The sequence below is a fragment of the Streptomyces sp. NPDC058157 genome, assembly GCF_042884105.1.
Lineage (GTDB): Bacteria > Actinomycetota > Actinomycetes > Streptomycetales > Streptomycetaceae > Streptomyces.
This window is the reverse complement of the sequence record NZ_JBHVUQ010000040.1, coordinates 14,158-26,833: the sequence shown is the minus strand read 5'-3', so window position 1 is coordinate 26,833 and position 12,676 is coordinate 14,158. Positions and strand designations below refer to the sequence as shown.

The 12,676-nt window shown below is 71.5% G+C and carries 14 protein-coding genes and 1 pseudogene; 14 read left to right on the top strand and 1 reads right to left on the bottom strand.

Translation table 11 applies throughout. The features are described from left to right. Positions 1 to 77: 77 nt before the first annotated feature. The 3 genes from ACFVXK_RS13135 to prcA all read left to right on the top strand — a co-directional run bounded on the left by ACFVXK_RS13135 (position 78) and on the right by prcA (position 2,214). On the top strand, positions 78 to 290 hold the full coding sequence (locus ACFVXK_RS13135; protein WP_042803062.1) for a ubiquitin-like protein Pup: 213 nt from the start codon (positions 78 to 80) through the stop codon (positions 288 to 290). A gap of 279 nt (positions 291 to 569) precedes the next feature. Next, the gene (gene prcB / locus ACFVXK_RS13130; RefSeq protein ID WP_389611585.1) at positions 570 to 1,409 is read left to right on the top strand and encodes a proteasome subunit beta; all 840 of its coding nucleotides are present in this window, start codon (positions 570 to 572) and stop codon (positions 1,407 to 1,409) included. Between the two features lie 40 nt (positions 1,410 to 1,449). Then, positions 1,450 to 2,214, top strand: a complete 765-nt coding sequence (gene prcA, locus ACFVXK_RS13125) for a proteasome subunit alpha (RefSeq protein ID WP_389611584.1) — start codon at positions 1,450 to 1,452, stop codon at positions 2,212 to 2,214. Positions 2,215 to 2,280: 66 nt separating this feature from the next. On the opposite strand, the gene ACFVXK_RS13120 is transcribed toward prcA, so the two are convergent. Beyond that, entirely contained in the window at positions 2,281 to 3,285 is a 1,005-nt protein-coding gene (locus ACFVXK_RS13120; RefSeq protein ID WP_389611583.1) for a LacI family DNA-binding transcriptional regulator, read from the bottom strand. Between the two features lie 138 nt (positions 3,286 to 3,423). Between ACFVXK_RS13120 and ACFVXK_RS13115 the strand changes: the two are divergent. From ACFVXK_RS13115 to ACFVXK_RS13065, 11 genes and pseudogenes are all read left to right on the top strand, one after another. Further along, a pseudogene (locus tag ACFVXK_RS13115) lies at positions 3,424 to 4,711 on the top strand (MFS transporter). 9 nt (positions 4,712 to 4,720) lie between these two features. Next, positions 4,721 to 6,082 carry a Pup--protein ligase gene (pafA, locus tag ACFVXK_RS13110; protein WP_358892895.1) on the top strand — a complete coding sequence of 454 codons (1,362 nt, stop codon included), beginning with the start codon at positions 4,721 to 4,723 and terminating at the stop codon, positions 6,080 to 6,082. Positions 6,083 to 6,210: 128 nt separating this feature from the next. After that, entirely contained in the window at positions 6,211 to 7,215 is a 1,005-nt protein-coding gene (locus ACFVXK_RS13105; RefSeq protein ID WP_389611582.1) for an FKBP-type peptidyl-prolyl cis-trans isomerase, read from the top strand. A gap of 55 nt (positions 7,216 to 7,270) precedes the next feature. Beyond that, a complete protein-coding gene (locus ACFVXK_RS13100; RefSeq protein ID WP_389611581.1) occupies positions 7,271 to 7,663 on the top strand; it encodes an FKBP-type peptidyl-prolyl cis-trans isomerase in 393 nt (130 codons plus the stop codon). 123 nt (positions 7,664 to 7,786) lie between these two features. Continuing rightward, a complete protein-coding gene (locus tag ACFVXK_RS13095; RefSeq protein ID WP_389611580.1) occupies positions 7,787 to 8,743 on the top strand; it encodes a helix-turn-helix transcriptional regulator in 957 nt (318 codons plus the stop codon). A 44-nt stretch (positions 8,744 to 8,787) separates the two neighbouring features. Further along, positions 8,788 to 9,756 carry a helix-turn-helix transcriptional regulator gene (locus tag ACFVXK_RS13090; RefSeq protein WP_389611579.1) on the top strand — a complete coding sequence of 323 codons (969 nt, stop codon included), beginning with the start codon at positions 8,788 to 8,790 and terminating at the stop codon, positions 9,754 to 9,756. 15 nt (positions 9,757 to 9,771) lie between these two features. Beyond that, entirely contained in the window at positions 9,772 to 10,005 is a 234-nt protein-coding gene (locus ACFVXK_RS13085) for a hypothetical protein (RefSeq protein ID WP_389611578.1), read from the top strand. Positions 10,006 to 10,028: 23 nt separating this feature from the next. Then, the gene (locus ACFVXK_RS13080; protein WP_389611577.1) at positions 10,029 to 10,238 is read left to right on the top strand and encodes a hypothetical protein; all 210 of its coding nucleotides are present in this window, start codon (positions 10,029 to 10,031) and stop codon (positions 10,236 to 10,238) included. 213 nt (positions 10,239 to 10,451) lie between these two features. Further along, the gene (tatA, locus tag ACFVXK_RS13075; RefSeq protein ID WP_042814548.1) at positions 10,452 to 10,742 is read left to right on the top strand and encodes a Sec-independent protein translocase subunit TatA; all 291 of its coding nucleotides are present in this window, start codon (positions 10,452 to 10,454) and stop codon (positions 10,740 to 10,742) included. A gap of 58 nt (positions 10,743 to 10,800) precedes the next feature. Next, positions 10,801 to 11,766: a twin-arginine translocase subunit TatC gene (tatC, locus tag ACFVXK_RS13070; RefSeq protein WP_389611576.1), complete on the top strand. Its 966-nt coding sequence runs from the start codon at positions 10,801 to 10,803 to the stop codon at positions 11,764 to 11,766. A gap of 17 nt (positions 11,767 to 11,783) precedes the next feature. Next, positions 11,784 to 12,671 carry a diacylglycerol kinase gene (locus ACFVXK_RS13065; RefSeq protein WP_389611575.1) on the top strand — a complete coding sequence of 296 codons (888 nt, stop codon included), beginning with the start codon at positions 11,784 to 11,786 and terminating at the stop codon, positions 12,669 to 12,671. Positions 12,672 to 12,676 lie beyond the last annotated feature (5 nt).

Here is a 12,676-nt window from a genome sequence, read left to right as displayed (position 1 = left end):
TAGGGTCTGATCTTGAGAGGTCCCGAATCCCGGGGTCTCTCCGTGTGAGCGCGCGAACCGAGCGGGGTGAGGTAGACATGGCGACCAAGGACACCGGCGGCGGACAGCAGAAGGCCACTCGCTCGACCGAAGAGGTCGAGGAGCAGGCCGCGGAAGCGCAGTCCGACCTCAAGGAACGACAGGAAAAGCTCTCCGACGACGTCGACTCCGTCCTGGACGAAATCGATGATGTGCTCGAGGAGAACGCCGAGGACTTCGTGCGCTCCTTCGTGCAAAAGGGTGGTCAGTAATACCTCTTGGCCTTCGATTCGAAGGTCATTCGCTGGGGTGGGGGCATGTCCACGAGAACGGTCCGGCCTTGCGCCGGCGTCGTGGGGGTGGCCGGGATCTACCCCGAAGCGGGCCCCGGTCCGGATGGCGTGACCGTGAGGCGGCGTACGGCGGCGAGGGCCGCCGGCGCCGCCCGGCGGATGGATTGGTCACGATCATCGGACGGGTAGGGTCCGGGGCGTAGTTCAAGATCGGCCGGACGTCACAAGGCGTGCAGCCGCTTACGTGGAAGGAAACCTGTGGAACCCAACACTCGTGGCACAGGGCGTCTACCGGCAGCCTTCCTGACGCCGGGGTCGTCGTCCTTCATGGACTTCCTGGGCGCGCACGCGCCCGAGATGCTGCCGGGGAACCGGAAGCTTCCCGAGGGGGTCGTCGAGGCCCCGCACGGGACGACCATCGTCGCCGCCACCTTCCCCGGCGGGGTCGTCCTCGCCGGTGACCGGCGGGCGACCATGGGGAACATGATCGCGCAGCGGGACATCGAGAAGGTGTTCCCGGCGGACGAGTACTCCGCGGTGGGCATCGCCGGTACGGCCGGCCTGGCCGTGGAGATGGTGAAGCTGTTCCAGCTGGAGCTGGAGCACTTCGAGAAGGTCGAAGGGGCGACGCTCTCCCTGGAGGGCAAGGCGAACCGGCTCTCGACCATGATCCGGAGCAATCTCGGGATGGCCATGCAGGGGCTGGCGGTCGTGCCGCTCTTCGCCGGCTACGACGAGGGCAAGGAGAAGGGCCGGATCTTCTCCTACGACGTGACCGGCGGCCGCTCCGAGGAGCACGGCTACGCCGCCACCGGTTCCGGTTCCATCTTCGCCCGGGGCTCCATGAAGAAGCTCTACCGCCCCGACCTGACGGAGGAGCAGGCGACCACGCTGGTCGTGCAGGCGCTGTACGACGCCGCCGACGACGACTCGGCGACCGGCGGCCCGGACCTTTACCGCCACATCTACCCCATCGTCACCGTCATCACCGACGAGGGTTTCCGCAGGCTGGACGAGGACGAGTCGCAGGCGCTCGCCCGCAAGGTGACGGACCGTCGGCTCCAGGAGCCCGACGGACCGCGCGCCGCCCTGCTCTGACCAGTCCTCTCGTCGCCCAGAAGAAAGGGACGGACAACCGGTGTCGACTCCGTTCTACGTGTCACCCCAGCAGGCCATGGCCGACCGGGCGGAATACGCCCGCAAGGGCATCGCCCGCGGCCGCAGCCTCGTCGTGCTGCAGTACGCCGACGGCATCGTCTTCGTCGGCGAGAACCCGTCCCGCGCGCTGCACAAGTTCAGCGAGATCTACGACCGGATCGGCTTCGCGGCCGCCGGCAAGTACAACGAGTACGAGAACCTGCGCATCGGCGGCGTCCGCTACGCCGATCTGCGCGGGTACACCTACGACCGTGACGACGTGACGGCGCGCGGTCTGGCGAACGTGTACGCGCAGACCCTCGGCACGATCTTCTCCTCGGCCGGCGAGAAGCCGTACGAGGTGGAGCTGGTCGTCGCCGAGGTCGGTGCGACGGCCGCCGGGGACCAGATCTACCGGCTCCCGCACGACGGCTCGATCGTGGACGAGCACGGTTCGGTCGCGGTCGGCGGGAACGCCGAGCAGATCAGCAACTACCTGGACCAGCGGCACCAGGACGGGATGACCCTGTCCGAGGCGCTGAAGCTGGCGGTGCAGGCGCTGTCCAGCCAGGCCAACGGGGCCGACAAGGCCATTCCGGCGGAGCGGCTGGAGGTCGCGGTGCTGGACCGTACGCGGTCGCAGCAGCGCAAGTTCAAGCGGATCCGGGGCCGGCAGCTGGCGCGGTTGCTGGAGGCGGAGGTTCCGGCGGCGGCCCAGGTGGACGCCGTGTCGAACGACGAGGCGCCGGAGGACGACGCCGAGTAGTTCCGGAGAGGGTCGGGAAGGCCCCGGTCCGTCCCCCGAGCGGGGGCGGGCCGGGGCCTTCGTGCGTCAGGGGGCGGTGGCCGGGGCGGGGCCGGTGGAGTCGCGGACGACGAGTTCGACGGGGATGTCGGGGGCGGTCCAGGGGCGGCCGTCGAGGACGGCGAGGAGGGCGTTCATGCCGTGTTCGCCGACCTGCTCGGCGGGGAGGCGGACGGTGGTGAGCTCGGGTTCCACGGCGGTGGCCAGGCCCAGGTCGTCGATGCCGGTGACGGAGAGGTCCTCGGGGACGCGCAGGCCCAGGCGGCGGGCGGCCTTGCAGGCGCCGGCGGCCAGGACGTCGTCGTCGCAGAGGATCGCGGTGGGGCGGTCCGCGGGGTCCGCGAGGGCCGTCTCCATGGCCGTGCGGGCGGCGTCGACGGCGAGGGCGGCCCGTACGGTGCGCAGCTCGGTGGTGGGGCCGAGGAGGGCGGCGAGGGCGCGGGCGCGGATGTGGAAGGTCCAGGTGTCGACGTCGGCGGCGAGGTGGAGGAAGCGCCGGTGGCCGTGGTCGAGGAGGTGTGCGGCGGCTTGGCGGACGCCGTCGGTCATGGCGAGGTTGACGTGGGCGGCGGCGCGGCCGGCGGTGGGGTCGCTGTCGAGCATGACGAGGGGGAGGTCGTCGCCGCCGATGGCGTCGAGGGCCGCGGCGGCCATGGAGGAGGCGATGACGCCGTCGATGGCGGCGCGGGCTGAGGCGAAGGGGTCGCGGGCGGGGCCGGTGCCGTCGGGGGAGGGGTAGAGGACGACGCCGAAGCCGTGGGCGGCGGCGACGCGGGCGGCGCCGGTGTAGACGCGGGCGAAGAACTCGTTGGTGAGGGCGGGGACGACGAGGAGGGCGGTGCGGGTGCTGCCGAGGCGGAGGTTGCGGGCGGCGAGGTTGGGGCGGTAGCCGAGGGTGGTGGCGGTCTCGCGGACGTGGGCGGCGGTGCGTTCGGAGACGCGGCCGCGCCATTTGTCGCCGAGGACGAGGGAGACGGTGGCCTGGGAGACCCCGGCGGCGGTGGCGACGTCGCGGCTGGTGGGTCTCGTCACAGGATGCTCCTGAAGTGCCAGGTGGGGCGGGTGGGGCTGGTCGGCGGGGTGGACCCCGGGTCTGCGGCCATGGTACGTATGACGGGTCGAGTTATACGTATTACCCCGGGCGGAGAGTCCGGGCAGAAGGGGGCACCCATGGCCGCGGGTTACGCGGAGCTGCTCAGGACCCGGTACGCGGCGAGGCTCCTGGCGGGCACGCTGCTGGGCCGGCTGCCGAACGCCACCGCCGCCATCGCGATCGTCCTCTTCGTCCGCTCCGAGGGCGGCAGCTACAGCCTGGCGGGCGCGCTGGCGGCCGCGTACGGGCTGGCCAACGCGGTGGGGCAGCCGCTGCTGGGCCGGGCGGTGGACCTGTACGGGCAGACGCGGGTGCAGCTGCCGGCGGCGCTGGTCTCCGCGCTGGGCATGGTGTGGCTGGCCCTGGCCGGGACGGGTTCGATGGCGGCCGCCTATGCGGCGGTGCTGGTCTCGGGTCTGTTCACGCCGCCCCTGGAGGGCGGGCTGCGGGCCCTGTGGCCGACGGTGCTGGGCGGCCGTGAGGAGCGGGTGCACGCCGCGTACGCGATGGACGCGGTGGCCCAGGAGATCATGTACACGGTGGGCCCGCTGCTGGTGACGCTGTGCGTCGCGCTGTGGTCCCCGGCCGCCGCGCTGCTGGTGCTCAACGCCGTGGGGCTGGCCGGTGTGCTGATGGTGGTGCTCTCGGAGCCCTCCCGTACCTGGCGCTCGGCGCCGCGCGAGGCGCACTGGCTGGGCGCGCTGCGCTCGCGCGGGCTGCTGGCGCTGCTGGGCGCGTTCTTCTTCGTGGGCATGGCGCTGGGCTCGATCGCGGTGGCGGCCATGGCGTACTCCGACGGGCACGGCGGGCAGGCGGTGTACGGCTGGCTGATGGCGGCGCTGGGCCTGGGCGCGCTGGTCGGCGGTGTGTTCTACGGCGGCCGGCAGTGGGCGGGGGCTCCGGAGCGGCGGCTGCGGCTGCTGGTGGGCCTGCTGGCGGTGGGCTACCTGCCGCTGATGGTGACGGTCGGGCCGGTGGCGATGGCGGCACTGGCGGCCCTCTCGGGCGTGTTCCTGGCCCCTTCGCTGGCCTGTGCGTTCATCGTGGTGGACCGGCACGCCCCGGCGGGCACGGTGACCGAGGCCTTCTCGTGGCTGGTGACCTTCTTCGGTGTGGGCGCGGCCATCGGTACGGCGGCGGCCGGTCCGGCGGTGGAACTGGGCGGGGCGACGGCCGGTTTCGCGGTGGCGGGCGGCGCGGGCGTGGCGGCGTTCCTGGTGCTGACGGCCACTCAGCGGGTGCTCGCGAAGGGCGGCCGCAGCCGGACCGTGGCGGGGTCCGCGGGGGCCGCTTCGGAGCAGTTGATCAAAAACTGATCGGAACGCCGCTCTCGAACCCGGTTTCAGAAGAGGGCAGAAGGCGTAATGTTCAGTCATGGACCGCCGCATTTTCGGGCTGGAGAACGAGTACGGCGTCACGTGCACGTTCAGGGGACAGCGCCGACTGTCTCCTGACGAAGTGGCGCGCTACCTCTTCCGCCGTGTCGTGTCATGGGGCCGCAGCAGCAATGTGTTCCTGCGGAACGGCGCCCGCCTGTACCTCGACGTGGGATCGCATCCGGAATATGCAACACCCGAATGCGACAGCCTGACCGAACTGGTCACCCACGACAAAGCGGGCGAGCGCATTCTGGAAGGCCTGCTCGTCGACGCCGAACGCCGCCTGCACGAGGAGGGAATCGCGGGCGACGTCTACCTGTTCAAGAACAACACCGACTCGGCGGGCAATTCGTACGGTTGCCACGAGAACTACCTCGTGGCCCGGCACGGTGAATTCTCCCGTCTGGCGGACATCCTGATTCCCTTCCTCGTCACGCGCCAGCTGATCTGCGGCGCGGGCAAGGTGCTGCAGACCCCCCGGGGCGCGGTCTACTGCGTCAGCCAGCGGGCCGAGCACATCTGGGAGGGCGTCAGCTCCGCCACCACCCGTTCCCGTCCGATCATCAACACCCGCGACGAGCCGCACGCGGACGCGGAGCGCTACCGGCGCCTCCACGTGATCGTCGGGGACTCCAACATGTCCGAGACGACGATGCTGCTCAAGGTCGGCGCCACGGACCTCGTGCTGCGCATGATCGAGGCGGGCACGGTGATGCGGGACCTGACCCTGGAGAACCCGATCCGGGCGATCCGCGAGGTCAGCCACGACATCACGGGCCAGCGCAAGGTGCGCCTGGCCAGCGGCCGCGAGGCCTCCGCCCTGGAGATCCAGCGCGAGTACTACGACAAGGCCCTGGACTTCGCCGAGCGGCGGGGGATCCGTACCGGGACCGTGGAGCGGGTGCTGGAGCTGTGGGGCCGCACCCTGGACGCCATCGAGGCCGAGGACCTGGACCGGATCGGCCGGGAGATCGACTGGGTCATGAAGTACCAGCTGATCGAGCGCTACCGGGCCAAGCACAACATGACCATGTCCAACCCGCGGGTCGCCCAGATAGACCTCGCGTACCACGACATCCACCGCCGGCGGGGTCTGTACTACCTGCTGGAGCGCAAGGGGCAGGCCGAGCGGGTCTGCAACGACCTGAAGATCTTCGAGGGCAAGTCGGTGCCCCCGCAGACGACCAGGGCGAGGCTGCGCGGGGACTTCATCCGCCGGGCGCAGGAGCAGCGGCGGGACTTCACCGTCGACTGGGTCCACCTCAAGCTCAACGACCAGGCGCAGCGCACCGTGCTGTGCAAGGACCCGTTCCGGTCGGTGGACGACCGGGTGGAGAAGCTGATCGCCGGTATGTGACCGGTGCGGCCGGGGGCCCCGTACGCGTTCGCGTGCGGGGTCCTCGCATGCCAGAGCCTTGTGGCGCAGGGGTCAGCCCGTAGAGTGGGCCGCTACGACGGACCATTCCAGCGACCCTGAGGACCACTGTGCGACGCCGACTTGCTGCCGCGCTCATCGTGCCGGCTCTGATGCTCACCGCGGCCTGCGGAGGGGGCGACGGCTCCGGGAAGAAGGACGCTTCTCCGTCGGCTTCCGCCTCCAAGCCCGCCGAGGTGCCCAAGCCGGTCGCCTCGGCCGACCCGATGCCGACGGTGGCCGGTGACGTGGGCAAGAAGGCCGAGATCACGGTCCCCAAGGGTGAGCCGAGCGGCAAGTTCGTGGTGAACGTGCTCAAGGAGGGCACCGGCCCGGAGGTCAAGAAGGACGACTTCGTGATCACCCGGTTCACGGGCAAGGTCTGGAAGAGCGGCAAGGACCTGCCGAGCTCCTACGACCAGGACGGCGAGCCGGTGCCGTTCAAGGCCGGTTCGACGGACATCCTGCCGGTGTTCGGCGAGAGCGTGCTCGGCAAGAAGGTCGGCAGCCGGCTGCTGGTCGTGGCCCCGCCGGCCGCGGCCTTCGGTGACCAGGGCCAGCCGAAGCTGGGCGTGGGCCCGAAGGACAACATCGTCTTCGTGATCGACGTGGACCAGGTCCCGCCGAAGAAGGCCGAGGGCACCCAGGCCCCCATCCCGTCGGACCTGCCGCAGGTCAAGGCCGACGAGGACAAGGAGGCGACGATCACGATCCCGAAGAACGACCCGCCGAAGGAGCTGGTCGACAAGGTCCTGATCGAGGGCAAGGGCCCGGAGGTCAAGTCCGGCCAGACCGTCTACATGCAGTACAGCGGTGCGGCGTGGGCCCCGAACCAGGGCAAGGACGCGGCGAAGCTGTTCGACAACTCCTGGAAGACCGGGCAGCCGTTCTCGACGAAGATCGGCCAGGGCAAGGTCATCGAGGGCTGGGACAAGGGCCTGGTGGGCAAGAAGGTCGGCAGCCGCGTGCTGCTGGTGATCCCGCCGGAGCAGGCGTACAAGGACCAGGCCCAGGGTGAGGACCTGCCGGCCAACTCCACGCTCGTCTTCGTCGTGGACATCGTCGCCGCAGTGTAAGACTGGTGGGGTTGCCCTTTTCCGCCTCCGCGGTCAGGGGCCCGCATCCGTACGCATGAGGAGCAGTTCCGTGAGCGACAAGCTCGAGAAGCCCGAGATCGACTTCCCCGACTTCCCGGTCCCGGCCGACCTGGTCATCGAGGACATCTGGGAGGGTGACGGCGCGGAGGCCAAGGCCGGCTCCGTGGTCTCGGTCCACTACGTGGGCGTGGCCTACTCCACCGGTGAGGAGTTCGACGCCTCCTGGAACCGCGGCTCGGCGCTGCAGTTCCCGCTGGGTGCCGGCCGGGTCATCGCCGGCTGGGACAAGGGCATCCAGGGCATGAAGGTCGGCGGCCGCCGCAAGCTGGTCATCCCGCCGCACCTCGGCTACGCCGACCGCGGCGCCGGCGACGCCATCAAGCCGGGCGAGACGCTGATCTTCGTCTGTGACCTGATGGCCGCCTGATCCACGGGCAGTCACCGCGCAGGGCCCCCGCCGTGAGGCGGGGGCCCTCGCTTTTGCCGGGGAGCGGCTTGGCGGTACGGTCAACGGTCACGAGTGTGTCGAGCAAGTGGGGGAAGGGCGTCGATGGCGATTGCCAAGGCCGAGCGGCTGATGAACCTGGCGCTGTGTCTGCTGGGGACCCGACGTCCCCTCAGCAAGCGCGAGCTGCGCGGTTCGATCGAGGCCTACCTCGAAGCCGGGAACGACGACTCCTTCAACCGCATGTTCGAGCGGGACAAGGACGACCTGCGCGAACTCGGCCTGGTGATCGAGACGGTGGAGAACCTGGAGGGCGAGACCGGCTACCTGGCCCGCCGCGACAGCAACCGGCTGCCGCCCGTCTCCCTGGACGCCGAGGAGGCCGCCGCCCTCGGGCTGGCCGCCAAGGTCTGGCAGCAGGCCCGCCTCGCGGGCGCGGCCAGCGGCGCCCTGCAGAAGCTGCGCGCGGGCGGGATGCCGGAGGCCGGCGACCCGTACGAGGGGCAGCACAGTGCGATCGAGCCGCGCATCCCCGTCCACGAGGCGGCCTTCGAGCCGCTGATGCTGGCCTGCCGGGACCGCCGCCCGGTGGTCTTCGACTACCGCAAGTCCAACGCCGCCCGGCCCGAGCCGCGCCAGGTCGAGCCGTGGGCCCTGGAGTGCTGGCGCGGCCACTGGTACCTGGCCGGCTACGACCGTGACCGCGGTGCGGAGCGGGTGTTCCGGCTCTCCCGGATCACCGGCAAGGTCCGCTCCCGGGCCGGGAAGTACACCGCCGAGGTCCCCGACGTGGTGACCGTGCGGGAGACCGTGGCGGCGTGGGCCGGGGAGGGCGCCCAGCGGTCGGCGCTGATCCGGCTGCGCGCCGGTTCCGGCTACCCGCTGCGGGCCAAGGCCACCGCGGTGCGCGAGGGCGCCGACGGCTGGGACGAGCTGGAGATCCCCTACGGGCACGGGCTGGACGCCTGGCTCGTGGAGTTCGGCCCGGACGTCGTGGTCGTGGAGCCCGCGGACCTGCGGGCCGACGTGGTCGACCGGCTGCGCGCCGTCGCCCAGGGCTGACCAGGAACTTCACTAGCTACGCCCTGAGGGGGAGACGTACCAGCATGGCCGCGAACGCCATCGACCAGACCCGCCGGATGCTGTCCCTGGTGACCTACCTGCGCGAGCGCCCCGGGGCGCACGTCGCGGACGTCGCCCGCGCGTTCGGGATCACCGAGGACGAGCTGATCTCGGACCTCGACGTCCTGCCCATGTGCGGCACCAGCTTCCGCGGCGGGGACCTGCTCGACATCGACACCGACGGCGACCGCATCTGGTGGCACAACGCCGACGCCTCGGGCGAGTCCACCGCCGAGCCGCTGCGGCTGGCCGCCGACGAGGCCACCTCCCTGCTGGTGGCCGCCCGTGCGGTGGCCACCCTGCCGGGGCTGCGCGAGAGCGACCGCGACGCCCTGCAGCGGGCCACCGCCAAGCTGGAGGCGGCCGCCGGCGAGGCCGCCGGGGCCAGCTCCCGGCTGTCGGTGACCTTCGAGTCGGAGGGCGGGGTCTTCGCCGACGTCGACCGGGCCATCTCCGAGCGGCGCCGGCTGTGGCTGCGCTACTACTCGCCCGCCCGCGACGAGCTCACCGAGCGCACCGTCGACCCGATCCGCCTCTTCGCGGTGGGGCACACCTACCTGGAGGGCTGGTGCCACCTCTCGGAGGCCCGGCGCACCTTCCGCCTCGACCGGGTCGCCGAGATCCGCCTCCTCGACGAGCGCGCCGAACCGCCCGCCATCGAGCCCCGGGACCTGTCGGAGGGCCTGGTCCAGCCGGCCGCCGAGGACCCCGAGGTGGTCGTCGAGGTCGGCCCCGGCGGCCGCTGGGTCGCCGAGTACTACCCGCACGACAGCGCCGACGAGCTGCCCGACGGGGGCCTGCGGATCGTGCTGCGCAGCCCCGACCCGGCCTCCCTGCGGCGGCTCGCGCTGCGCCTGGGCCGTGACGGGCGCATCGTCTCGCCGCCCGAGCTGGCCCGCAGCGCCCGCAAGGCCGCCACAGAAGCACTCGCGGGGTACGGGGAACAGGTCTAGAGGGAGCGCGGAGAGATGTCGCCATCTTCCGGTGCGGAACCGGTCACCTTCAAGGCCGCCTGTCCCGAGTGCCGGGCCCGCTTCGAGCTCGCGGCGGACGCCCTGCGGCTGGCGATCGGCGGCAGCCGGCGGACCACGTTCTACTCCTTCACCTGCCCCGAGTGCTCCGCGCAGGTCCGCAAACCCGCCGGTGAGCGCATCGTGGAGCTGCTGACCGGCGGGGGAGTGAGCACCCTGCGCAGCCTGTGAGGGCGGGGCGCTAGGCTCGTCCCATGCTGTGGCCGATGCTTGCGATTGCCCTGGGCTTCCTCGGGGTCGCCGTCCTGTCCGTGCTGGCCCTGCGGGTCTTCCTGGAGGTACGGCGGCTGTCGGGCCAGGTGGCCTCGGCCAGCCGCCGGATCACCGAGGCCTCGGGGGACCTGGAGCGGGCGGCGGCCGACCTGGCGGGGGCCGCGCGGCGCGAGGGCTCGCTGCGGACCTAGCCGCTCGGTACGCAGGCGTTCACGTACCGGTTATGGAAACCGCGCGGCCGGACCCGTACCGTCGGAGCCGCAGGCAAGCGCGGACACCCCCGGGGATTGCCGGGCGTTCACTCCCGGGGGTTACGATCCATGTCAGAGAGGTACCGGACGATGCCTGTCCGGTACCACGAGGCCACCACAAACCAGCCGTTTCGGTGAGTAAGGAAGACACACATGATCGGCAATCTGAAGCCCCTCGAGATCCTTCTGATCATCGCTGTGATCGTGCTTCTGTTCGGCGCCAAGAAGCTCCCCGAGATGGCCCGCTCGCTCGGCAAGTCGGCCCGTATCCTCAAGAGCGAGGCCAAGGCCATGAAGAAGGACGGCGAGGCCGACGACGCGCCCGCCGCCGCTCCGGCCGCCGACACCCAGCAGCCCGTCGCCCCGCGGACCATCCAGGCCGCCCCCGGTGACGTGACCAGCTCCCGTCCGGTCGGCGAGCCCGGCCGCACCGCCCAGGGCTGACACCCGGGGGGCCTCCCCCCGGCACGCCGGTCATTTGCAACGAGACAAGGGACGTGGGTTGCTCAAGTCCGCCCGCAAGCAGGGGAAACGAGATCGGGGTCCGAAGGACGCCGAAGGGCGGATGCCGCTCGTCGAGCACCTGCGTGAGCTGAGAAACCGCCTGCTGAAGTCGGTCCTGGCGATCGGTCTGATCACGATCGTCTGCGCCTATTTCTACCGGCCGATCATCGACTTCCTGCTGGAGCCGATGCTCTCCTCCGTCGGCTGCGTGAACGGTGCCACCCACCAGCGCAACGGCGCCCCCTGCGCCGAGATGACGGCCAACGGTCTGACCGGCCCGTTCTCCATCGCGCTCAAGGTCGGTCTCTCCGCGGGCATGGTGCTGTCCGCCCCGGTGTGGCTGTACCAGCTGTGGGCGTTCGCCGCCCCCGGCCTGCACAAGAACGAGAAGCGGTACACGCTGAGCTTCGTGGCCGTCGGCGCCCCGCTGTTCCTGGCCGGCGCGATCCTCGCGTACAAGATCCTCCCGCAGACCGCGGAGATCCTCCTCGGCTTCACCCCCGACCACGTCAAGAACCTGCTCCCGGTCGACGACTACCTCGACCTGGTGACGCGCATGGTCGTGGTCTTCGGCCTCGCCTTCGAGCTCCCGCTGATCCTGGTCCTGCTGAACTTCACCGGGATCCTCAGCGCCAAGCGGCTCGGCAGCTGGTGGCGGATCATGGTCCTCGGCATCACGATCTTCTCGGCGTTCGCCACGCCCACCGGCGACCCGATCACCATGCTGACCCTGGCCTCCCCGATCGTGGCCCTGTACTTCCTGGCCCTCGGGGTGTGCCTGCTCAACGACCGCCGCCGCCGGCGCGCCAACCCGGACGCCGACCTCGACGACGACGAGGCCTCGGAGCTGGACCTGACCCCCTCGACCATCGGCGGGGCGGACACGGCCCCGGCCCCCTCCGTACTGCCCGAGCAGTCCGACGGCGGCCGCCGCCAGATCAACGGTTACGACGACGCCACCTGACAGGTAGATTCCCCGGGATGAGCGCAGAGATCACCCTCTTCGTCAATCCCACCGCAGGACGCGGCCGGGGCGCGCACGCCGCGCAGCCGGCCGCTTCCGCGCTCCGTGAGGCCGGGTTCTCGGTGCGGACCGTCGTCGGCGCCGACGCCGCCGACGCCCTCGCACGGCTGCGCGCCGCCGTCCGCGGGGGCACCGGCGCCGTGATCGCCGTCGGCGGCGACGGGGTCGTCTCCCTGGCCCTCCAGGCCCTGGCCGGCACCCTCACACCGCTCGGCGTGGTCGCCGCCGGCACCGGGAACGACTTCGCCCGCTCCCTCGGCCTGCCCGTACGGCAACCGGCCCGCGCGGGCCGGCTGGCCGCCGAGGCCCTCAAGGAGGGCCGGATCCGGGAGATCGACCTCGGCCGCGTCGGCGACACCTGGTACGGGACCGTGCTGTGCTCCGGCTTCGACTCGCGGGTCAACGACCGCGGCAACCGGATGCGGCTGCCGCTCGGCCGCTTCAAGTACGACCTCGCCATCCTCGCCGAGCTCGCCGCCTTCCGGCCCCGGCCCTACCGGATCACCCTCGACGACGGGCCCGCCGTCGAGACCGAGGCCACGCTCGTGGCGGTCGGCAACGGGACCTCGTACGGCGGCGGGATGCGCATCTGCGCCGGCGCCCGGCCCGACGACGGGCTCCTCGACGTCACCGTCGTCGGCGCCTGCTCCCGCGCCACCCTGCTCAAGGTGTTCCCGCAGGTCTACCAGGGGACGCACCTGGGCCACCCCGCGGTCACCGTCCACCGGGCCGCGAAAGTGGTCCTGGAGGCGCCCGGCCTGACCGCCTACGCGGACGGCGAGCCCCTGGGCCCCCTCCCGGTCACCGCCGAGTGCGTCCCCGGCGCCCTCCGGCTGATCGGATAAATGAT

Excerpts from the sequence above, each read along its gene's own strand:
- ACFVXK_RS13090 (WP_389611579.1), top strand. The coding sequence starts at position 8,788 with ATGGCCGCGAACGCCATCGACCAGACCCGCCGGATGCTGTCCCTGGTG.
- ACFVXK_RS13065 (WP_389611575.1), top strand. The coding sequence starts at position 11,784 with ATGAGCGCAGAGATCACCCTCTTCGTCAATCCCACCGCAGGACGCGGC.
- pafA (WP_358892895.1), top strand. The coding sequence starts at position 4,721 with ATGGACCGCCGCATTTTCGGGCTGGAGAACGAGTACGGCGTCACGTGC.
- ACFVXK_RS13135 (WP_042803062.1), top strand. The coding sequence starts at position 78 with ATGGCGACCAAGGACACCGGCGGCGGACAGCAGAAGGCCACTCGCTCG.
- ACFVXK_RS13100 (WP_389611581.1), top strand. The coding sequence starts at position 7,271 with ATGAGGAGCAGTTCCGTGAGCGACAAGCTCGAGAAGCCCGAGATCGAC.
- ACFVXK_RS13095 (WP_389611580.1), top strand. The coding sequence starts at position 7,787 with ATGGCGATTGCCAAGGCCGAGCGGCTGATGAACCTGGCGCTGTGTCTG.
- tatA (WP_042814548.1), top strand. The coding sequence starts at position 10,452 with ATGATCGGCAATCTGAAGCCCCTCGAGATCCTTCTGATCATCGCTGTG.
- ACFVXK_RS13085 (WP_389611578.1), top strand. The coding sequence starts at position 9,772 with ATGTCGCCATCTTCCGGTGCGGAACCGGTCACCTTCAAGGCCGCCTGT.
- ACFVXK_RS13080 (WP_389611577.1), top strand. The coding sequence starts at position 10,029 with ATGCTGTGGCCGATGCTTGCGATTGCCCTGGGCTTCCTCGGGGTCGCC.